Raw genomic sequence first — 21,953 nt, forward strand, 5'->3', positions numbered from 1 at the left:
TGTATTTATGTCCACAATAGACCGCAGGATTTCTTATGTTTATTAAAATTTTAAAGACTACTATGCAGTTATTTCCAGCTACAAATTTTCAAGAATCTTTTGGGTCAAAAAAATCAAGCTTATTTACGATACACAACTCCAACGGGATGACCGCCCAGATTACAAATTATGGAGCAACACTCGTTAGTTTGTGGGTAAAGAATGCTTTGGGTAAAGAAAACGATGTGGTTTTAGGGTATGAACGATTATCTGATTATCGCAAAATGACTAATCCGTATTTTGGGAGAACTATTGGTCGTTATGGAAATCGCATCTCAAGTAGTCAATTCACCATTGACAATAAGGTTTTTACATTAGAAAAAAATGATGGCCATCATAATCTACATGCTGGAAGTGATGCATTTCATACTGCAATATGGGATCTTGTTGAACATACTGCAAACACACTAACGCTATCATACCTATCACCACATCTTGAAGGTGGATTTCCAGGAAATCTAGCTGTTTCTGTTATATTTAAAATCACAGAGGAGAATGCTTTAGATATATCTTATAAGGCAACAACAGATGCTACAACCCATGTTAACCTCACTCATCACTCTTACTTTAATCTCAACTTAGATAAAACTGAACCTATAGATAATCACTTGCTCCAAATACACGGAAGGTCATACCTCCCGATAGATAAAGAATGTATCCCTACAGACTATATAGAAGCGGTTTCTAATACTCCGTTCGACTTTAGAAATTTTAAAAAAATAGGACAAGACATTAATGCTACACATCAACAAGTGATACTCGCAGGTGGCTATGATCACAATTTTATTCTTGATGGGAAAGATATGAGAGTTGTCGCACAAGTGAGTAGTCCATCCTCAGGAATTACGATGACTGTTACTACAGATGAGCCTGGATTGCAGTTTTATAGTGGTAATCACATATCCTCTACTCCTGTTGGAAAATATAATGAGACCTACATTGACAGAGGTGGTTTTTGTCTTGAGACGCAGCACTTTCCAGATAGCCCCAATAGAGCTGATTTTCCATCTACTCTTTTAGAGGCTGGGTCCCTTTACACTTCAAAGTGCACATTTACTTTTAGCATAACTAAATAAATATAAGCGCTTTATAGCAGTGCTTTCTGTCTTAACGACATATTCTAAAAATAAATTTAGAACGTAACATTATAATCTTCTTTAGACTTTACTAATTTTTGATACTTAAATTTGTGCAGAATGGTAATTATAAAGCATGAAGCAAAAACTAGCATCACTTATTTATTGGATTAAAAGTTTACTAGTCAAGATATTTAAAAAATATGATGGTAGATGGGCTTATATTATCACCACAACCATAGCCTTAGCACTCTTTATAGGCGGTATAAAATTATTTATATCCCTTACAGAAACTTTAAAAAGCACCTATCTAGCTGAGTCTGATGCGGCAATCTCTAATTATGTAGCTAGTTTCAGAACACCTTACCTCACTAGTTATTTTGTTTTTGTCACAGATCTAGGTGATGCATTAGGTTATGTAATCACATTTATATTATGTACAATTATATTTTACTTTACGTTTAAAAAATGGAGGTACGTTGCCCAGCTTGCATTTGTAATGGTACTTGCACTTAGTTCTAATCTTCTCTTAAAACAACTTATCAATAGAGCGCGACCAGATGTAGAACACCTCGTTACAGTAGAAACTCTGAGTTACCCAAGCGGGCACGCTATGATGGCGATGGCTTTTTACGGGACATTATTATTTTTAATAAGTAAGTTTCCTATTAAGAGGTTATATAAAGTCCTATTTATCACTTTGTGCTTAATCTTGATTTTAAGTATCGGTATAAGTCGTATCTATCTAGGTGTACACTATCCCTCAGATATCGCGGGTGGATTTATTGCAGGCTTTGTTTGGGTAGTATTTTGTGTGATTGTTTTTGATTTAATTCAAATTTTTAAACGTGACCCAGCTACCTAATATAGGTTTTAAGCTTTCGCGGAAGCAAGAAAAAACACTCACAGTATCTTTAAAAAGAAATCTAATGAACTATAGAAAATATATACCACACCTATTTATTGTCACTCTCGCTATCATTCTTACTATAAGCTGTGCAAATAGCTACAACGGCCAGAGCGATGAAAAAGACAAAACAACGATTAAGAAAAAATCTAAAAAAGATTATACGATTCTAAACACCTGGGAGATGCCGAAGGTTTTAAATGAAGTAAGTGGCATCTCGTGGCTTTCAAATAACACCATTGCTTGTGTAGAAGATGAGGACGGCATTATTTTCATATATGACCTCAAAAAAGAAAAAGTCATTCAAGAGATAACATTTGCTGGTAGTGGAGACTATGAGGGTATCGTGATTAATGACAAGGATGCTTATGTGATGCGTAGTGATGGTTTGATTTATGAGGTATCACGCTTTCGCGAAAGCGAACCCAAAACAACTACTTTCCAAACAGCATTTACCGCTCGTAATAATATAGAAACACTCACGCTAGATGCCGAAAAAAATAGCCTAGTAGTAACACCTAAGGATCGCGATCAATCTGATGATTTCAAGGGCATATATTACATCCCACTAGATTCAAAAAAGATGGACGCCCAGCCTTTCATACAAATTAATATGAAAGATAAAGCGTTTAAAGATTTTAAAAAGAAGAAAGCGTATCGCACCTTTAGTCCGTCTGATGTAGCAATACATCCAGTGACTGGCGATTACTATGTGCTCGAAGGTAAAAACCCAAAGCTGGCGATACTAGATAGCGATGGTACAATTAAAAAAGTATACAAGCTTGATAAAGACGACTTTGCCCAGCCAGAGGGAATTACTTTTAGTCCTAACGGAAAGCTTTTTATCTCTAACGAAGCTAGAAAGGACGAAGCAACTATTGTAGAGGTGGTTTTTAAATAAAAAAAATCTCTTGTCAATTAAAACAATACACTCTTAAAAGAAGTATGATATACTCACTATAAATTTATAGGCATAGCATTTATGTCATTCCATGATACTGCCTTTACAGTTTATGGCATTAAATCAAAGGAGATTTTTACTCCTTCTATAATCATCCCCGTACCTATAATACCTATTATTAAACCCATAATTTTACCTATTACAGAGATTACGTTATTTCCTAAAAATCTAACAATAAAATTACTAGCACTAAATGTCATATACATGAGCATACACATAATAGCAAAGATGAAAATCACTACCGCTATTTCTATGTAAGTTGCGTCTGATACTGAGTTCATTGCGGTTACAATCGTACCTGGACCTGCGATAATGGGGATCGCTAAGGGTGAGATTGCTATATTTTCATCTATATCTACTTCCTTAAGATGCTTGACATTGACCTTTTTAGACTGTAGCATATCAAAACCAATAAGAAATACTAGAATACCTCCAAATATCTTAAAAGCCGGTATTGTTATTTGGAATAACTCAAAGATAAACTTGCCTAACAACACAAAACCAGCAACAATAATAAACGCAACTATGTTTGCTCTTTTATTGATGTTTTGCTTTGTCTTTTTATCTGCTCCTTCTGTGAGTGACAAAAAGATAGTCATGTTTGAGATAGGATTAGTTATAGCAAAAAAGCCCGTAAATACGGTAATTGCAAACGTAATTAAGTTATCCATAAGCGGTGGGGTTATGTCTGGTTCTACTATATATTACAATTCTCCGTAATAATTCATCACAACACTGATGTATATTTAAAAATTGTTTCTAAGACATGATGAATATATGACTTTTTGTTGAAAGAGAATGTGATGAGTATATAACTCAAGAACATTACTATTCTATGTGTCTGTAATTATATTTCAACAAACAGATAATCACTCTTCAACGAGTTATTACAAGATTTAAATAAATCACAAAAAACAAAGGGTATCTCTCGATACCCTTTGAATACAAACTAAATGTAAATAAACAAACTAATTCAAATAATTGTGAGCCTTATGACGCTCTTATTTACCTCTTATAACTTTTACTAAGTCGATAGCTAATGCTGTCTTTTCTTCTATTTTCTTATAATCCCATGCGCCATTATCATCTACTGCTATGAGTTTTGAGCCTAGGCCTACACAGGTTACTCCTGCTTTAAACCATTCTTCTAAGCTTTCTTTGGTAGGAGAAACACCACCTGTAGGCATCACCGAAGTCCAAGGACATGGACCTTTAATCGCTTTTACAAACTGGGCTCCATAAATACCTCCTGGAAAGAGTTTTACAATCTCACAGCCTAGCTCTTCGGCGCGAGCAATTTCTGTTAGCGATCCGCAGCCTGGTGACCATAGCACTTTTCTTCTATTACACACCATGGCGATATCTTCACGCAGTACGGGAGTCACTACAAAGTTTGCTCCTAGCTGCAGGTATAAAGAAGCTGCTGCTGCGTCTGTGACACTACCTACACCAAGTATTAACTCAGGTAATTCCGCTTTCGCGAAAGCGCACAACTCATCAAACACTTTATATGCATTATCACCGCGGCTAGTAAACTCTATTACTCGAGCACCACCGTTATAACAAGCCTGTAATATATGCTTTCCTACCTCAACAGATTCATTATAAAACAAAGGAACAATTCCCGTGTCTTTCATTACTTGTGCTACTTCTAATCTTGTAAATCTTGCCATAATTATCTTGAAACTTTTCCTGATTGATCTCCATCCATAAACCGTTCTATATCTTGTAAAGAGACCAAGTTGTAATCACCATAAATGGTATGTTTTAAACAACAAGACGCTACAGCAATATCTACTGCACGCTGCTTGTTCATAGGGTCATCTATGAGACCAAAGGCTAGACCACCCATAAATGCATCTCCACTACCTACACGGTCTACCACGGGAGTTACTTCTTGTATGTGTGCTCTATACACTTGCTCACCATCATATAATAATCCTCCTATGCGCTGGTGAGATGCACTCACAGAGTATCTTAATGTGGTCGCAACCTGCTTGAGGTTAGGGCATAGTTTAAAAAGCTTATCATACAAAACAGGAAGTGATTTTTCATCCTGATAGTTAGGACCTACTTTGTCCTCACCTAGCATAAAAAAAGCAGTGTCTATATCTCCTAATATTAAATTACTATAATTAAGAAGTTCTGGCATTACATCCTTAGGCTCCTTGCCCCATTTCCAAAGCTTTGAACGGTAATTCAAGTCTGTAGAGATGGTGAGCCCCATCTTACTAGCTACTTTTACAGCCTCTAGACACTCTAGCGCTGCTGCTTCTGATATTGCTGGGGTGATACCACTCCAGTGAAACCATGTAGCACCTTCAAAAATAGCTTCCCAGTCAAAACATCCTTTTGTGATAGTAGCCATAGAGCTACCAGCACGGTCATATACCACGTTGCTAGCTCTTGTTCCGGCTCCTGTTTCTAGAAAGTAAATCCCTAGTCTATCTCCACCTCTTTTTATATACTTATCGCCTACTCCAATTTTTTTAATTTCTTGAAGTGCTGTATCGCCTATTTCATTATTAGGAAGCCTAGTAACAAAGTCTGCAGAGACGCCTAGATTATTAAGTGAGACTGCTACATTAAATTCTCCTCCACCATAGGTTACCCCAAAGGTTTTGGCTTGAGAAAATCTCAAGAATCGCTCTGTAGAGAGCCGTAACATAATCTCACCAAAAGTGACTACTTTACTCATATTCTAAGAATATATATTTTTTTAAATACCTAATGCTTGACCACCACCTACTTGAATTGTTTCGGCAGTTAAGAAGGCTGCATCTTTACTCGCAAGGAATGATACTACACCTGCTACATCATCTGGCTGACCAAGACGACCTAACATGATATTATTTGCCCATGAAGCAAATACTTCTGGCTTAGTCTCCTTAATTTGCTTGTGGAAAGGTGTATCAATAGTTCCTGGTGATACTGCATTCACACGGATACCATATTCTGCAAGATCCTTTGCTAGTGCTCTCGTGATTGTATGCACTCCAGCTTTTGAAGTACCATAAATACCTGCTCCTGGTCCACCTGCATTCCACCCAGCGTTAGAAGTATAATTAATAATTGTAGGGTGATCTCCTTTTTTAAGGAATGGTATTGCTGCTCTAGAAGCAAAGAATACGGAGTCTAAGTTAAGCGCCATTACAAATCTGTAAAACTCTGTAGTCATCTCTTCAAATCTTGAACGACCACCTAGTCCACCAGCGTTGTTTACTAGCACATCAATCTTACCGTACTTCTCCCCTATTTTTTTAATGTTTTCTGTTACCGCTTCATCATTAGTTACGTCAAAGCCATAATACTCGGCAGTAATACCTTCTGCCTTAAGCTCCTCAAGTCTTTTTGCACCTTCTTCATCTTGAATTCCGTTTATTATAACGGTATATCCATCGTTACCTAATCGTTTTGCTACCGCAAATCCTATTCCTCCTGTGGCACCAGTTATAATAGCTACTTTTCCTTTATTACTCATAATATTACTTTTTACTTTTTATTATTATCTATTTGATTTAAGAAGTTCAATTTTTGGGATTAATATCCACACACTCGCAATTACAATAAATGCTAATGCCGCCCCTATTGCAAATGCTGGTGTATAATTACCACCTTCAGTTAATACTGGTACTAATGCTACGAGTCCTGCTCCTGTAAGTTTTGCTGCTGTTCCAGCAAAGCCTGATAGCGTACCTACTGTCTTTTTACCATACAAATCACTTGGTAATGTTTGTACATTTCCTATCGCCGTTTGGAACCCAAATAGCACTACTGCCATTATTAAAACAGCTGCTATAGGCGATCCTGGATTTGATAAGGCAAGAAGCGCAGGTAACATAATGACACATCCTAGTGTTATTACCATCTTACGAGTCTTGTTAATATTCCATCCTGATTTTAATCTATTTTGTGCTAATAAACCACCAAACCAAGCTCCAAACATAGCTCCTACATAAGGAACCCAACCATAGATACCTATCGCTTTTACATCCATACCATACACTTCTGAAAGGTATATAGGGATCCAAAAAACAAACAGCCACCATATAGGATCTATCGCTGCAGAGGCTATAATCACACCCCAACTTTGCTTTTTAGAAAGCAACTCTCCTACCCCAGGGTTATACTCCGTAAGTTTTTCATCTTCCTCTGTTTCTTCTTTTATTTTTTGCCCCTTTAGAATATGTTGCTTTTCTAATTCTGTTAGCCACGGGTGACTTTTAGGCGGTGCTTTTACTAAAATTAACCAAGGAACTAACCATAACAATCCTATAAGACCTATGATTACAAATATCATTTGCCAGCTAAAATAAACAGTCAAAAAAGCAATGGTTGGAATTGCAACGATACCACCTATAGCTGCGCCAGAATTAAACAATCCTTGTGCAAATGCTCTCTCTGTGGCTGGAAACCACTCTGCATTTCCTTTGGCCGCTCCTGGCCAGTTTCCTGCTTCAGAAATCCCTAAGATTGATCTAAAGATTGAGAAACTCAATACTCCATTTGCTAGCGCATGTAGCGCTGTAGCGATAGACCAAAACCCTATTGATAATACAAATCCAAACCTAGTCCCTACCTTATCGAAAATTTTACCAAAGATGGATTGTCCAAAAGCATATGAAAACATAAAAACCACCGATATTAAAGCGTAGATCTCCTTTCTTTCGGTAGTGGTCTTATCTGGATATAAATCTTCTGCTATACTAGGCCATAAAACAACGAGAGCTTGACGGTCTATATAATTAATAACAGTTGCCAGCGCTATAAGTCCTACAACCCACCATCTTAGTCCTTTAAGTTTCATAAACTATAATTTTATATCTAATTAATTACTTTAAATAAGGCAAATAATTACCCTAGCCATGCGTGCATGACTTTTAAATATTTTCAACTTTTCTTTGAGTTTTACGCTTTCGCGAAAGCGTACTTTATACCTTAAATATTATAGCAATATTGATACAAAGCTTTAAAGTGTTTTTTCATCATTGCTTTTGCTTCTTGAGGTTTTTGTTGCTCTATTGCGAGGTATATTTTCTCGTGCTCTTCTATAGCTGATTGTGACATTCCAGAGTCACAAACATGATACTTTTCAAAATTTGTGATTATTTCTGGAGTTATAATGAGCATGAAATTATTCATGGTACTATTACCTGATGCTTTTGCAATGGCTAGGTGAAAGAGTAAATCTTCTTGCACCGCATCTTTACCATTGATTACTTTTTCTGTGTAAGCATCTAGCGCTTGTCGCATTTTTTTGAGATCACTATCTGTGCGTCTCAATGCAGCGAGTCTAGCAGTTTTAAGCTCTAAGAGAATACGTGTTTCAACCAGTGATTTAAAATCTGGATCTTCTAGCTTAAGGATATCATCTATCATCCCATTAAGAGCAATGACCCCAATGTTTGCAACAAAAGTTCCACTTTGTGGTATAGACTTTAGAATTCCATAAAACTCTAATTTTTGAATAGCCTCTCTCACACTACTACGAGTCACTTCAAAACGCTCAGATAACATACGCTCTGAAGGTAGCTTATCACCTGGCTCCAAATTTTTGAGATTAATAATATCCCTAATTTGACCTATGATTGCCCTTCCCGCATCTTTATTTTCAATTGTCTTTGTACGTGTCTCCAGTTTCATATCGTAACCTATTTAGTATAATTAACAAGTATCCATCATTACTATTATAACAGTCTAACTATAAGCATCAAATCCTAATTTGATTAAAGATACACAGTTGCATAAAACTATCATTTTCTCCTCCTATTATCATTAAGAATTTTACAAAAAAGTTTTACAATTTTAATCTTCTATGAATTATTGAAAATGTACCAATCCACAAACGGACTGGCACATTTAAATAAACTAAATTTTAATATCCTGGGTTTTGGGTGATTACTCCACCACTTGCTAAAATTTCAGAAATTGGAATAGGGAATAAAAAGTAATCACTATTAATCGCTTCTCCCATTTCTGCTTCTGCAGTTCCAGTTCTTACTAAATCAAACCATCTGTGCCCTTCAAAGGCTAATTCAAGTCGTCTTTCATCTTGTATAGATTGTCTTACTAATGCTTGCGTATTTATAATTACAGGGTCTAGCACTGGTAATCCAGCTCTTGTTCTGATATCATCAAGCTCTGCAAGAGAGACCGCTGGTGTAGCTCCGTTTTCATTTAATGTCTCGGCATATAATAATTGTACATCTGCAAGTCTTATCTCGATCCAATCATGATCAGGCCCTCCTGTTTGAGGATATTTTGGTGAAGAGAGAAGTGTTTCATCTATATTTACAGCTCTTCTCAAATCTGTATCACCTCCTGCTTCACTAGCATCATATGCTGCAATTAAATCTGAATCTAATGGCATTAATGCTTTAGTATCTAAACCTCCATACCAAGACCAAAATTCTGAAAATCCATACTCATCAGATATCGAGCTTGAAATTTGCGTAGCAAAAATAACTTCAGAATTCAAATCGTTATCTACTCCAAATATATCTGCATAATCAGCTTGCAATTGAATTCCAGCAGCTGCAGCTCCATTTACAACGGCTGCTAATTGTGTCTCAGCATTTCCAAAATCTCCTCTTGTCATGTAAACTTTACCCAATAAACTTTGTGCTGCATATCTAGACGCTCGCCCTCCCACTATTTCCGTATCTAAAGCGGCAATAGCATCCATTAAGTCTGGAACTATGATATTGTTGTACACATCTTCGAGTGGTTGCCTTACTAGTATTGAGGTATCAGTAGTACTAGGCGTAGGTGATAAATTTACTGGCACATCTCCAAAGACTCTTACTAATTTAAAATAAGATAGTGCTCTCAAAAACTTAGCTTCACCCACTTGAGTCTCATCTAGTGAATTATCGATTACGTTATTTGCACTTAAGATTGACTTATACATCGCTGTATAAAATGGTCCAAAAAACTGATCTTCCATTACAGTTAATTCAGCATTATACCTGTCAAAAGCCGGGAAAGGCTCCTCATCCATTAATGCATTATCTGCTCTGAAATCTCCCATGACAGCCATAGGAGTTACAGACCCGTGCTGATAAAAGTATGCTGCATTAAGAACCCCATCAAAATTTGTTAAAGAGTCTGTACTAGCAATATTTGGCGGAACTTGATCTAAGTCACTATCACATGCTGTTATTAACAGCAGCGATCCTAATAAATATTTATATACTGTTTTCATTTTTTCCTTCTTTAAAAATTAACATTTAAACCTAGCGTAAAACTTCTCGCTATCGGGCTTGCTCCTACCTGTACTCCATAAGTAGTAGGTCCTAAATAACCTCCATTTGAAGTTTCAACACCTTCTGGATTGAAAGAAGTATAATCATCTCCCCATAAGTATAAAAGGTTTGTTGCTGCCGCATACACTCTTGCAGAACTTACACCTACTCTACGTATAGTTTCTGAATCTATCGTATACCCAATTGTAAGATTTCTTAAGGCTACGTATGATGCATCTTGCACTTGTGCATCTAATTGATTTCTTGACTGTGTATAAAATTGTCCATTTGCATCAGCAATACCGTCACCATTTGCGTCAAAGCTATCTCTTAATCTTCCACCAAATTCAGAATTATAGTAAATAGGATCTATATTAAACACATCACCTCCTTGAGCTCCTTGGAATTGGAGTGACATATCAAATGCTTTGTAAGCAACTTGAGCATTAAAGCCCCAATAGAAATCTGGTGTATTTTGTCCAATTTTCACTAAGTCTCCACCTTCTTCAACAGTTTTAGTCCGATCTATTATCCCATCACCATTTTGGTCTACTACATAATATTCAGAACTATTAATATCTATAGCACGCGAAGGATCTTCAATATGGACATCTTCAACGCGTCCATTAGTTTCTAATCCCCACATTTCTCCAATCTCACCACCTACATAGTTTCTAAATACTGGACCCCTTCCACTTTGACCATAAATAGTTTGTGGTAATTCGTCTAGACCACCTAAGTCTGTGATTTCTGTGTTTACTGTAGAGAGGTTTGCACCTACATTTATAGTAAAGTCTTCCTTCCTAAGCACTGCTGCCGTAAGTTCTAATTCTAACCCAGAGCTTCTCACGTCTCCAGAGTTGAGTCTTATTGAAGTTGTTCCTAAAACTTCTGACACACTCTGATTAATTAAGATATTTTCAATATCCGATGTATAGTAATCTGCGCTTAATCTAATTCGGTTTTTAATAAATCCTAAATCAATACCATAATTAGTTTCTGTATTAGTTTGCCATGTAAGGTCTTCATTTGCAACATCTGCAGGGATTAAAAACCCATTCCCTAAAACTGTTGCTTGAGGGTTAAGAAGACTTAATGAATTATAAGCTCCTAAATCTGAAGTTGTTCCTAAAGAACCTGTACTGAATCTCACCTTTAGTGAGCTCACAGCTTCAGAGTTATAAAATCCTTCATTATGAACATTCCATCCTACTGAAAGTGCTGGGAAAGTTTCGTACTTGTTATTTCCTCCAAATCTAGAATCACCATCTCTTCTAACGGATGCAGATAATAAATAACGATTATCAAACGCATAATTTACACGCCCAAAAACACTTCTTCTTACAATAGTTTCATCTCTCTCTGTAACTGCAATATCTGCAGGATCTAAGAGATTGTAGTTAATTATATCTCCAAAAGGAACATTAGATCCTCTCAAAGCAACACCCTTAGTATACAGATTTTGAAATTCAATACCAGCAACTGCCGAGATATCATGCTTACCTATCAATTTACTGTAATTTAAAGTTGTTTCACTAAGTGTAGAGATTCTCTTAACATCAGTTTTATCTAAAGCTGTTTGATTAGTTCGTCCTCTTGAATCAAATTCAAGACCTCTCCAGAAGTAATCTTCTGTATCTCTAATATCTGCCCCTAAGACTGTTTTAATATTTAAACCATCAAGAATACTATATTGAAAATAAGAAGTGACATTTGCAAAAAATGTTTTTTGATATCTGTCTGTATTGTTCAGTTTTGTTGCTGGACCAGCATCTCCGGTTCCTCCTATACCATTGCCAGATCGCCCATAATGCCAGTCTTGTGCAGTATCACCTACCTCTAAAGTATAGATACTATTATTAAAAGGAGAATCACCTCCTCTGTATCCAGAATCGAAACTAGCAAGTCCTAATCCTTGAGCTTGCTGATCAAGCTGTTGCACAAATGCGATTGAAGCTTCTGTGTGATTAATAGGATGAATACTATAAGCTCTCAATAAATCTCTCATATCATGACCTACAATATCTCTATCTGATGTAAATCCATTAAAACTTAAACCTGTTTTAAACTTATCGCCAAGTTTTGCATCAACATTCATCCTTGCATTAAGTCGCTCAAAACCTTGAGTTCGAACAATACCTTCTGTTTTCTGATAACCTAATGAAGCAAAATAGTTTACATCTTCACTACCACCACTTACACTAAAATCATGACTTGTAGTATATCCATTTTGAAAGAGCCAGTCTTCAATACCAACTACATCTGGTGAGTTTTTATAAGCGTTTAAACGGTAATCCAACAATTCAGGATCTACTTCAGAAACGTCATAAGTTCCATTTGCTATTCCGTTTTCTAGTGTAGTCGCCCACTCTGCAGCAGTAGATTTAATATTATCTCTAAGATATCTGCTTGATGTACTTGCATACGTATTATAGCTAAACTTAGCCTTTCCTTCTTTTCCTTTTTTAGTAGTAACTAGAATTACCCCATTTGCTCCTCTAGAACCATAAATCGCAGCAGATGCTGCATCTTTAAGGACCTCTAAGCTTTCTATGTCATTGGGATTCACAGTTGCCAAACTTCCAGAAATAGGATAACCATCCACAACAATAAGCGGACTTGAATTACCATTAATAGAAGATGCTGCTCTTATTTGAATCTTTGGGTCTGCACCAGGAGCACCGTCTTGGTTTTGAATTAAAACTCCAGATAATTTACCCGCTAGAGCCTCATCTACTCGACTTGCTTGAATTGCAGCTATATCACCACCTTCTACTTTTGCTACCGCACCAGTAATTGATGATTTCTTTTGAGTTCCGTATCCAATTACAACTACTTCATCAAGAGCATTCGAATCTGTAATTAAGGTAACATTTGCAACAGCTTGACCTGTCACCGCAATCGTTTGAGTAGTAAAACCTACATAAGAGAATTGCAAAATATCTCCTGATGTTACAGAAATCTGGTAGTTACCGTCAAAATCAGTTGAAGCGCCTGTTTGCGTGCCGCGAATCGCGACATTTACTCCAGGAATAGGAGCATTTCCTTCGTCAGATACAACAGTTCCCTTTATAATGTAACTCTCCTGCCCAAAGAGCAAGACACCACACAAAAGAAAAAGGACTAAGGAAAACTTAGTTTTTACATTCATAATTAATGATTTAGATTAAATTAATTTGTTTTATTAAATAATCCTCAGAAACCTATTAACTGCTCTCTATTCTGTATGCTATTTCATACATTTACAATAGATAAGCTTGCTGAGCTTATTTATACTTCGTACCAGAAGTAATAATAAAGAGGACGGTGTCGAAGCTGTCCTTTTTTTGGTTTACCAAACTGGTCAACCAAATTGGTTTACCAAATATGAGTATAATATTCTGTTAATACAAAAATTATAGTGTTAAAATATTAACTATTCCATAAAATCTTCTCTTATTGGCGAGAATACGTCAATTAACACCCCTGCCTCAGTACAAATTGCTCCATGTAATTCATGTGGTGGTATGTAAAAAGAATCACCTCCTTTTAATGTTTTTGTCTTACCGTTAATAGTCACATCAAAAGACCCACTTTCTACATATGTTACTTGTGAGTGATAATGCTCATGCATAGGTCCTATTCCGCCCTTCTCAAAGTGTACTTTCACAAGCATGATTTTGTCATCATAGCCCATTATTTTACGTTTTACTCCTTCACCTACAACTTCCCACTCAATGTCGTTTCCTTCTATAAATTCTTTACTTGCTCCAAATGATTTCATATTCTTAGTTTTTAATTTGTTTTAATGTATAACTACCCTTCCAGGTGTATGTTTGATTTGATATAGTAATGGAGTGTTGCGCTTTCGCGAAAGCGTTATCTACTAACACCACAAGTTGCTCCTCTCCAGATTGCATAGTGATTTTTATAGCCACATATCCTTCTGGTGCTTGTTCTTGAGTTATAGATGCCACAGATGCATATGCATCTTGCGCTTTTTCTGTAACCGCATTATATGTACCATGAGACTCTAGTACTTGAGCGTACACTGCATTTTTCACTCCCGTTTTACGATGTATAAACATAGGATCTCTACGTAGGTTAAACGATGGGTCATTTGCTCCTACACGTCCAAGAATAAAAGTATCCTTACTATCTGAAAGTGTGGTGACGCTATAAAACTTGTTGTTGTTAAGCCATGTAAACTGGCTACTGGCTTCCTTAGGAGTACCAGTAGCTTCCTTCCATATATGTTGATAGCCATTTCCAGTTCCTAGCGGTCGTAATTCTCCCGGTGCTTCTACATCAAAACCAGTATAAATCACCTGCCCATGATAGTAAAATGGCAAGTCTATTTGATGCGCTTGGTCACTCTTTATTAGGTTAATATCTATGATGTATGGCTTGCTACTACCTTCTGGTGTTAACATCATCATAGTACGTGTAATCTTCGTTCCAGGATACGCGTTATTTTCTGTAGCGCTTACTACTTGTAGGTTTTTATCATTTGTATCAAAAATGATAATCTCAGGATGATGCTTTGAGCTTTCCTTGAAACTACCTTTAAAATGTGATGTCTCATCAATCACTACGGTATTATGAGCAATGGTCTGTTTTGCCCATGTCGTATTTTCTTTTAGATAACCGCCACCATTCTTTTGTTCGACATTTACAAAACGCGCTAGACCATAATCTTGTAATATCTCCTCCCCATCCTCGTAAAGAGAATAAGAGAGTTTATCAAAATGCCCATGACTAAGCCCGTGACTCGCGTTCTTCATTACGAGGGCGGTAGTGCCAGACTCATGGTTTGCTCTTAAAATGGCAACACCACCTTGATTGCCTTTTGGACCGTCATGTAGTAAAACAGACTCCTTTGTGAATGGGATTGCTTTACCCGCCTCAATTGCCTGTGCTACTGCAAGACCGGTAATATCAAGCTCTACTTGTCCTTGCTGCTGCGCTACCGATAGTAAACGTGCATCTTGATTTCCATAGTAATAAGCAATATCCACTGCAGATACTAAGGAAGAAGTGTTGTAAGACATTCCTTTTTGACCATCATTAAGAGGGAAAAATTCACCATCTTCATCGGTGAGGTTAAGTAATGCATCTACTGCTTTTATTAAAACTCCGCCGTTGTATTCAAATATTTTAAGGGTTGGTTTTTTGGTTTCTAACGCTTTCGCGAAAGCTAAAAAAGGATACATCGCATATCGCTGATAATACGGTCCTTCTGTATAATAGCCATCTGGTGAAAAAGGTTCGTCTAGATTTGCAAGAAAACCTGTTTTTTGACCTTCAGCCTTTATGAGGCCTCCATCATTATCCATCGCGGTTGCCGAAATACTATCGTTTTTAATGCCGTACAATGCTCGATCTACAAGCTCATCATCATCCATCACTAAACCTATCATACCTACAGCAACAGTTCCCCAAGTGCTGTGATTATGTATACGGTTAAAAAATTGTGGTGTTTCTACAGACAGAAAATCTGCAAAAGGACGAAATAGCTCTGTATCAAGTGTCTCACGATCTTCTTCTGGTATCCAACTACGTATGGCGTCATAAGCTTGGCTCATATGCACTAGCCAGTTTGCATCATTGAGGCATTGCCAGAATATCTTCCCACGAGAATATGATCGCTCTTGTGGATGACGTGGTAATGAAGGATACATCTCTGCATATTTCATTAATACATCTCTCGTATACTGTGCATATTTCTCTTCTCCCGTGAGCTGAAAAATCACTCCTGCCTTATGAAGTATGGTATAATTTAATTTATGCTGTGTGTGGGTATAACCTCCAGCCATATCTTTTGGGATAGGCACTTGTATCCCTTTTTCCATAGCTGCATCTACTTCTTGTTTTGCTACAGCTAGCGAATTATCAAACAACGGAACACTTCCCAACTTAGCTCTAATATCATCAACCACAGTTGCGGTAAGTACTACATTTGGGTTTGCACTACTCATAGTAGCAACCGATGTGTCTTTACTAGCTGCCTGCTCATCACAAGAAACCAGTAAGGTCGAAAGTGTGATACCAACTATAAGAGCCGTATTTCTGCTAATTAATTTCATAAAATCTTACTTAATTTTATATTCAAGCCTAGCTGCGGGAGCTAGCGGCTGAGATATGTTTTGTTTTCCTTGGGTAATCGTAATTGTGGTAGGCTTATCACTTAACAGTGTAATGTATAAACGGTCGTTTTCTACTTGCGTCATCACATCGGCCTCTTGTGAAAAATCAATAATCACATCACCTATTGTTAATTGTGAAGTAGCAAATGATATGTTAGTATCATCCTTAGATAAGGTGATACTATTGTTTTGAGTATCGCTAGTAGTAATAATTGACCAATCGGCAAATTTGTTACCCATGCTATCTTCATGTATCCTCTTATCGTAAGTGTCAAATGGATAAAGCACCGTCACAAAACTGAAGTTATCTGCAGCTGCTTTTTGCACAACAGACCACTCTTTACCACGTTTACCGTCTGTAACTACAGTATCTACGGCTTGTAGTTGTAAAATATCTAAGCCGCTTCCATTATCAAAAGTAGCTCTAAGTAACGCTGGGCTATGCTCACTACTATAATGACCCTGCCAGACTTGCTTGTAAGTATGTGGAGCCTCTGATTGAAAATTATCTTTAACAATCCAGAATTCATTCTCAACATTTATTACTTGTCTAGTATAGCTGACACCTACATTTTCAAATCCGTTGTGCGAGCCTACAAACACATCTGCTGTAGCATTTGCGCTCCACCCTAAGACCTTTGGCGTAGGAAGTTCTTTAAATTTCCCAAAACCGCTTCCTCCTTTATTTGAAGTGTATTGCTTGCCTTGCAGCTCGTCATCTACAAGCGCCACATTTTTTACCATACTATTTTTAAATAGCTCAAGATCTTCTAGAGAGTAACGTACTTGGTAGTTAGGCAATACTACCATTCCATTTGCCATTGCTTGAATACCCAGCATATCTCCATGCTGATGGTCAGGCTTATCTGCATCAAGTCCGGCAGCTATGACAAGCATATTATCTTGGTCATCCCAGCCTTCTCTCATGATATAGTATCCCGTATTTTCAAAAGCATAAGAGCCTACTTGAGGTGTGGTAGCTTTAATATCTTTTAAGGCACCTAGTTGTTCCTTACTTAAATTCCATAAATACTTAGGTTTTACCGTGCTCTTTGCAAAGTATCCCATCTCAGGATCATCAAATAAAAGATACCCCAAAGTAAGTGTTCCAGAAATATCGTTTTTCTCTGCCCAAGGTGCATCTGTATCATCAGATAATACTGGCGCAGATGCGTCTGGAAATGCGATTTTAGTAAGTGTAGTAAAAAGAGATTTTAAACGTTCTTCCCAGATGGGGCTTACTTTCTTATTACTTTTTTGAGCAAGTTGATAGATATAAAAGTAGTTGTCAATATCGCTTTGATGATAGTGAATGGTACGTTCAAACTGGAAACCATCCTCATTAATCTCGCGCTGCAAGTGCTTCTCGAGAATACTCATCGCTCTTTCATACCATAAATCTGCATCTTGAAAATCATTGAATATAATAGCAAGCATAGCCAGCGCACTCAACCCTCTCGTTTGATGATTACCAGATTTAAACTCGGCATTATTCTCATATAGGTGTGAAGCGTGTTGTAATAAGGTGGCGATGGTGGTAAGCTGCTCCTCATCTGAATATGCTTTCTCTCCAAGAAATCCATTATGAATTTGTAGCCAATTGAGAACTCTGTAACCAGACCTAAAGGCTTCGTAAACTCCGTTTCCATCGGGAATGGTTTCATATTCACCTGCGATTAAAGCGTCATTGAGTGACTGCAGCTGTCCTGTGAAGTAATCAATGTATTGTGCATCTTTATCCTTGTAGCGATAAAGAAAGGAAATATCCACCATTTTATGCTGTCTCGCTAGGTGCCTGAGACCGTATGCATTGATAGGAGTATCATTTTTATAATTAAAAGGTAACTTCCAGTGCGTACTGGCATCAAATTTATCTAAGTGATCTTGAGCACGAGCAGTATGAGAAACTTCCATCGCAGGATACAAGGATTTATACTCCTCAAAACGAGTATCATTCTCTGTCCAGTCGTAAAAGTAACGTTCTTGAAAAACAGTTCTAAAATGAGCAGCAAGCTTCTCTACTGTGTCATCACCAAGCTCATCTTTCACCTCTTTTTTTAGATAAACAGCAAGGTCTTCTACAGCTACCACCTTATCTGATGGTAATTTCTGAGAACAAAGCGTAAGTGAAAATAAACAAAAACACCACTTCAATAAAGGGAACTGTTGTGGCTTATACATTAGTAAACCAGTTTAAGTTTCAGATTTTGAACTACTTTTATTTCACCAGAGTTAGACACTGTATTGTCTACTGGCTCTTGACCTTTTTCTCCCCAAAGAACCGCGACATACTTCACACGATTATTTGTAAATGTGTTATTTGCTAGGGTAACATTTACAATACCTCTTGTTTGTAGTAAGATATTAGCGCTATCACTAGCACCACATTTTGTAAACGTATTTCCCGTAACTACAAGGCTTCCACCTATGGTAGACTCATCATAACCACCTCGATAGTAATCTAACACATCACTGGCTACATTTTCAAACTGAGAATCTTCTATAAATACAAAAGCTGCATTATAATCACCTTTATCATTTACCTCTTTATTAAGTTGGATACCACTTTGTGTGTTTTTAATCACACTATTTTTAATCATGATGGTATCTGCAAAAGATGCTTTACTCGTTTCTAGCACACTTTTGAATCCATTTATTTCTACATTATCAAGCCATAATTCATAAGACTGCCCCATGTTTTTGTCAAGCGTTGCAAAAGCATCTGTGGTTGACGTTCCTTTAAGTGAAATGTTTTTGAGTTTGAGTTTTGCTCTTGGTTGTAGCTCAAAACCTTTGGCAGTATTACTAAATGTAAGTACCGGTTTTTCTGAAGATGCAGATTGAAGAGTTACCGCTTTCGCGAAAGCGTACTTTTCATTAATCTCATAATTACCAGCACTAAGCTCGATAGTATCTCCATCATTACTTGTCGCAACAGCCTCTGTAAGCTCTGCTGTAGTTGACACTTTTACCGTTTTTCCTGCTTGTTTTTCTGGATGTGGGTTGAACCATGAGGTCCCGTAATTAGTTACGTCAAGCAAGGCCGATGCACCTGTAGTGGCTCCTGAGATGGCACCTACACTATTGCCCGACGCCCTTTTGTTTCCAAAAATATCTTCATTAATCTTATCAAAACCAAAGCCGTTGTACATCTCTGTCTCCAGTGATTCTGGCGACTGAAAGATTTCTGTAGGTGATGATAATGTCACTTCTTTGGTTAACAAACCATCTGTTTGATAAGCACTTTTATTTTCTACGTTAAGAATGTTATTTTTAAAAGTAACCCCAGTGATGCTATCGTAATTTTTGATGATTTCTGTAGTTTCAATATCTCCGTACACTAAGTTATTTGCAACAATCATACGTTCTGCGCGGGCAGAGCGTATTTCTGAAGCCGGAAGGACTTCTGCCTGACTTAGGTTTGCTCCTACTCCAAAATGCCAAGGCGTCTTTGTGTTTATAAATGAATTGTGAGCGACTACCACATCTGTAACCTGATTATAACGATTGAGTGGTGACTTAGGAATACCATTCATTACTGCCAGAGGAGCACGAAATTCATTTCCTTTTAAGTTATAGAAGTAATTATTTACAATAAAATGACCCGTATTAATTACTCGTATCCCTCCTATAAACTCAGATGCATCATTACCTATAAATACATTACCATCTATGGTCGCATAATTACCGTGACGAAGCACTAGCGAACCTTCTGACTCAAAAAAGACATTATTTTTAAAGGTATTATAATTAGACTTACTTGAGATAATCTCTACTTCTCCATTACACTTTTCAAAATAATTGTGTTCTACATTTACATAACCCGGTGTCATAGACGTATAGCTGTCTCCTAGCTGCATAGTCTCTGCACGAGGCCCACCTTTTCTAGGACGTGGTCCGAAATGGTTATCCTTAATCTGGTGATAGGTATTTACATTTTCATTACCCTTTAAAAACACGCGAAGCGTAGGCCCTTGGTTTGTTTTACCAGTAATATAATTATGATCAAAAGTATTATGTTGCCCCCATAATTCTATCCAGTGGTTTTTACTATCACGATCTGGATTTGTAAAATCTTCTATCACACAATCTGTTACACGCGAGTGATATGCTATCCTCTCATCATCTATTTTAAAACGTATAATGGCATTTTCTGTGGTATAACCATTTTTAAAATAAAGTCCTTCTACTACAAGGTGCTTCCCTCCTAGTTTAAGTGAAGAGTTGCCTTCTAAAATAACTTTTCCAGCATTTTCTGCCTTAAGAGTAATAGGATTTGCCTCCGTTCCTTCTCCGTAAAATTTTATAGCTAAATCTTTCCACACGCCATCTTTAAGACTGATTACATCTCCTGGCTTTGCATCTTTAATTGCTTCTTTTAATTCCTCTGGGGTAGTGACTGTCTGTGACACTAAAGTAATAGGCTCCTTGCATGATGCAAAGATGATAAGGCTACAAAAGAGAAGAAGATATCGAGTCATAAATATGTTGTGAGTACTAAGAGTACGCTTTCGCGAAAGCAAAAAAAGCAATACACTTACGTTATAATTGTCTAAAATCAATCACTCGCCACATTGCTATTTAAGAGTGTAATAATTTTAAAATTGAGCTTTAAACAAATTGGTTATCCAAACTGGTTGACCAATTTACAATCTCAAATATATAGATAATTACGATACTCACAATTATTTACACAATTATTTATTGAATTCCCACAAAAATGAAGACAAACTGAGCGAATATTAAATCACTGTTGTCGTTGTGACTCTCAGCATATAAGCTAGATTTCATATTTACCTGTACTACTACACGAAGATTATCTAATTGCTTAGTTAAAAAGAATATGATGTGGTTATGAGCGCAACAGTTTTTTACCTGTAGTCACAAAAGAAATTCCTTGCTGGCCGTAGGTACTTATCATAATCGCTTCAATGATAGGTTCATTAGTATCAGGCTGTATTTTCCAGTCAAAGATGAAATTTGCACCCGTGCCTCCTTCTTTATCCACGCCGTCTATAACAATCTGAACGGTCTCCATAGGGTTGATAAAAATGGTTTTGTCAAAATACACACGTATTGGCTTGCCGTAGGTGTTATAGTACACTGCCTTGTCCACATACACCTGCGCTTCTCGATTAGGATTATGCAAACTTATGGTCGCCGTTAAGTCTGCTTGATCATTTTCTGTGCGTAGGTAAATTTGAGAGTAAATAGATAAAAAGGTACTCCCCGACTCAAGCGAATCATTTATAGCCCCTTTCACTGTTCGCTTCTCCCAGTTCACTGGGTCTACAGAGCTAAGTGGCTTTGGCTCCTCACAAGAAAGAAGTAATAGATATACTAAGACAAAAGGAAGTAAATATTTCATAATAGAGCTGAGATATATGTAAGGTGTACATACTATAATAGATAAGTACTACAAGATATCAAATTTCTGGGTTTAAATTGGTGTATGGTGTTTGTATCTGTTCTTTTTAAAGGAATGTTTATAAAATCTAAAAAACACAAAAGGAAATTCAGATTCTTGCAATTTACGTAAGCTAGCTAGTACCGAATTATTATAAACAACTGCCCTACAACATCATATATCACTAATCAAAT

The 21,953-nt window shown here is 36.9% G+C and carries 16 protein-coding genes; 3 read left to right on the forward strand and 13 right to left on the reverse strand.

All coding sequences use genetic code 11. The features are described 5' to 3' along the window. Window positions 1–62 precede the first annotated feature (62 nt). The 3 genes from D017_RS00965 to D017_RS00975 all read left to right on the forward strand — a co-directional run bounded on the left by D017_RS00965 (window position 63) and on the right by D017_RS00975 (window position 2,923). Complete coding sequence (locus tag D017_RS00965) at window positions 63–1,115, forward strand: aldose epimerase family protein (RefSeq protein ID WP_160164947.1); 1,053 nt, start codon at window positions 63–65, stop codon at window positions 1,113–1,115. A gap of 136 nt (window positions 1,116–1,251) precedes the next feature. Continuing rightward, a complete protein-coding gene (locus tag D017_RS00970) occupies window positions 1,252–1,980 on the forward strand; it encodes a phosphatase PAP2 family protein (protein ID WP_035334188.1) in 729 nt (242 codons plus the stop codon). A 64-nt stretch (window positions 1,981–2,044) separates the two neighbouring features. Then, the gene (locus D017_RS00975) at window positions 2,045–2,923 is read left to right on the forward strand and encodes an SdiA-regulated domain-containing protein (RefSeq protein WP_035334189.1); all 879 of its coding nucleotides are present in this window, start codon (window positions 2,045–2,047) and stop codon (window positions 2,921–2,923) included. A gap of 110 nt (window positions 2,924–3,033) precedes the next feature. On the opposite strand, the gene D017_RS00980 is transcribed toward D017_RS00975, so the two are convergent. The 13 genes from D017_RS00980 to D017_RS01040 form a co-directional block, all read right to left on the reverse strand. Continuing rightward, window positions 3,034–3,654 (reverse strand): MarC family protein, encoded by a 621-nt coding sequence (locus D017_RS00980; protein ID WP_035334190.1) that lies wholly within the window; start codon window positions 3,652–3,654, stop codon window positions 3,034–3,036. A 330-nt stretch (window positions 3,655–3,984) separates the two neighbouring features. Beyond that, the gene (locus D017_RS00985) at window positions 3,985–4,656 is read right to left on the reverse strand and encodes a bifunctional 4-hydroxy-2-oxoglutarate aldolase/2-dehydro-3-deoxy-phosphogluconate aldolase (protein WP_035334192.1); all 672 of its coding nucleotides are present in this window, start codon (window positions 4,654–4,656) and stop codon (window positions 3,985–3,987) included. A 2-nt stretch (window positions 4,657–4,658) separates the two neighbouring features. Then, a complete protein-coding gene (locus D017_RS00990) occupies window positions 4,659–5,681 on the reverse strand; it encodes a sugar kinase (RefSeq protein WP_035334193.1) in 1,023 nt (340 codons plus the stop codon). Window positions 5,682–5,702: 21 nt separating this feature from the next. After that, window positions 5,703–6,464: an SDR family NAD(P)-dependent oxidoreductase gene (locus tag D017_RS00995; RefSeq protein WP_035334194.1), complete on the reverse strand. Its 762-nt coding sequence runs from the start codon at window positions 6,462–6,464 to the stop codon at window positions 5,703–5,705. Between the two features lie 24 nt (window positions 6,465–6,488). Beyond that, the gene (locus D017_RS01000; RefSeq protein WP_035334195.1) at window positions 6,489–7,790 is read right to left on the reverse strand and encodes an MFS transporter; all 1,302 of its coding nucleotides are present in this window, start codon (window positions 7,788–7,790) and stop codon (window positions 6,489–6,491) included. Between the two features lie 131 nt (window positions 7,791–7,921). Further along, window positions 7,922–8,626 carry a FadR/GntR family transcriptional regulator gene (locus D017_RS01005; RefSeq protein ID WP_035334196.1) on the reverse strand — a complete coding sequence of 235 codons (705 nt, stop codon included), beginning with the start codon at window positions 8,624–8,626 and terminating at the stop codon, window positions 7,922–7,924. A gap of 232 nt (window positions 8,627–8,858) precedes the next feature. Continuing rightward, window positions 8,859–10,187, reverse strand: a complete 1,329-nt coding sequence (locus D017_RS01010) for a RagB/SusD family nutrient uptake outer membrane protein (protein ID WP_035334197.1) — start codon at window positions 10,185–10,187, stop codon at window positions 8,859–8,861. 11 nt (window positions 10,188–10,198) lie between these two features. Next, window positions 10,199–13,378, reverse strand: a complete 3,180-nt coding sequence (locus tag D017_RS01015) for a TonB-dependent receptor (protein ID WP_035334198.1) — start codon at window positions 13,376–13,378, stop codon at window positions 10,199–10,201. Window positions 13,379–13,642: 264 nt separating this feature from the next. Then, window positions 13,643–13,990: a cupin domain-containing protein gene (locus D017_RS01020; RefSeq protein WP_013749808.1), complete on the reverse strand. Its 348-nt coding sequence runs from the start codon at window positions 13,988–13,990 to the stop codon at window positions 13,643–13,645. 4 nt (window positions 13,991–13,994) lie between these two features. Further along, a complete protein-coding gene (locus tag D017_RS01025; protein WP_051583759.1) occupies window positions 13,995–16,292 on the reverse strand; it encodes an alginate lyase family protein in 2,298 nt (765 codons plus the stop codon). Window positions 16,293–16,298: 6 nt separating this feature from the next. Next, on the reverse strand, window positions 16,299–18,533 hold the full coding sequence (locus D017_RS01030) for a heparinase II/III family protein (RefSeq protein ID WP_035334199.1): 2,235 nt from the start codon (window positions 18,531–18,533) through the stop codon (window positions 16,299–16,301). Continuing rightward, entirely contained in the window at window positions 18,533–20,833 is a 2,301-nt protein-coding gene (locus D017_RS01035; protein WP_035334200.1) for a chondroitinase-B domain-containing protein, read from the reverse strand. The genes D017_RS01030 and D017_RS01035 overlap by 1 nt, the downstream gene beginning before the upstream one ends. A gap of 371 nt (window positions 20,834–21,204) precedes the next feature. Continuing rightward, window positions 21,205–21,720: a DUF3124 domain-containing protein gene (locus D017_RS01040; RefSeq protein WP_035334201.1), complete on the reverse strand. Its 516-nt coding sequence runs from the start codon at window positions 21,718–21,720 to the stop codon at window positions 21,205–21,207. Window positions 21,721–21,953 lie beyond the last annotated feature (233 nt).

Source organism: Dokdonia sp. PRO95, from assembly GCF_000355805.1.
Classification (GTDB): Bacteria; Bacteroidota; Bacteroidia; order Flavobacteriales; family Flavobacteriaceae; genus Dokdonia.